This is a genomic window from Streptococcus sp. GMD1S, from assembly GCF_000296875.1.
In the GTDB taxonomy this organism is placed as follows: domain Bacteria; phylum Bacillota; class Bacilli; order Lactobacillales; family Streptococcaceae; genus Streptococcus.
On the sequence record NZ_AJQY01000150.1, the window covers coordinates 1 to 1,229 of the forward strand.

The following is a 1,229-nucleotide window of genomic DNA, read 5'->3' on the forward strand; positions in this document are numbered from 1 at the left end:
CATTTCGATTTCCTTAATCGTTGCCTACCTCTTCCAGCGTTTCTTTGCGCTAGACACGAAACTGGCTACCTTGATTGGAGTGGGTTCTTCTATCTGTGGTGGTTCTGCCATTGCTGCAACAGCACCCGTTATCCATGCCAAGGAAAAAGAAGTCGCCCAAGCCATCTCCGTTATCTTTTTCTTCAATGTCTTAGCAGCACTTATCTTTCCAACTCTAGGAACCTGGCTTCACTTATCAAATGAAGGCTTTGCCCTCTTTGCAGGAACCGCAGTCAACGATACTTCTTCTGTAACGGCCACAGCCAGCGCATGGGACAGTCTCTACCAGACCAATACCCTTGAGTCTGCAACCATTGTTAAACTCACACGAACTCTGGCTATTATTCCCATCACTCTCTTCCTCTCCTACTGGCAAAGTCGCCAGCAAGAAAATAAACAAGGCGTACAACTGAAAAAAGTTTTCCCACTTTTTATCCTTTATTTCATTCTAGCCTCTCTCTTAACGACTCTTCTCACCTCTCTCGGCGTGTCTAGTAGCTTCTTCACCCCTCTCAAACAACTCTCCAAATTCCTTATCATCATGGCCATGAGTGCCATCGGTCTCAAAACCAATCTGATTGCCATGGTCAAATCAAGCGGTAAATCCATTCTTCTTGGAGCCCTTTGCTGGATTGCCATCATCCTTACCAGTCTTGGCATGCAAGCATTGATTGGTACTTTATAAAATAAAAAGGTAGCCCATGGCTACCTTTTTATTGCTCAAGAATTAAGCGAGTATGTTCTCTCTTAATACAACGATTCATCACGATGTCATCGCATCCTCCAGCACGCAAGATTTCTTCCGCTTCTAGATTTTCAAGTCCTAATTGCGCCCAGAAAATCTTGGCATCTGCCTTGAGAAAATCACGCGCCACATCTGGTAAAAACTCGCTCCGTCGGTATACATTGACAATGTCCACAGGAAAAGGAATCTCAACTAGACTCGCATAAGCCTTCTCTCCCAAAATTTCCCCACCTGCAGCCTTGGGATTAACTGGAATGATTTTATAGCCCCGAGCTTGCATTTCCTTGGTCACTCGATTACTAGTTGTTTCCTCACGATCGGACAAACCCACTACCGCTAACGTTTTACTGGTTGTAAGATACTGACGGATCACACCATCACTTGGATTAATAAATTCTTGGCTCATAGAAATCCTCCTTTTTTCTCAGTATAGCATATTTTGAAA

General features: G+C 44.0%; 2 protein-coding genes. One reads left to right on the forward strand and one right to left on the reverse strand.

Features of this window, described 5'->3' with window-relative positions; translation table 11 throughout:
- Window positions 1–724, forward strand: a 724-nt coding sequence (locus GMD1S_RS07835; RefSeq protein WP_000552934.1) for a YeiH family protein, incomplete at its 5' end; no start/stop codon positions are given.
- Window positions 725–752: 28 nt separating this feature from the next.
- On the opposite strand, the gene GMD1S_RS07840 is transcribed toward GMD1S_RS07835, so the two are convergent.
- Window positions 753–1,190: a CoA-binding protein gene (locus GMD1S_RS07840; protein ID WP_000076499.1), complete on the reverse strand. Its 438-nt coding sequence runs from the start codon at window positions 1,188–1,190 to the stop codon at window positions 753–755.
- Window positions 1,191–1,229 lie beyond the last annotated feature (39 nt).

Excerpts from the sequence above, each read along its gene's own strand:
- GMD1S_RS07840 (WP_000076499.1), bottom strand. The coding sequence starts at position 1,190 with ATGAGCCAAGAATTTATTAATCCAAGTGATGGTGTGATCCGTCAGTAT.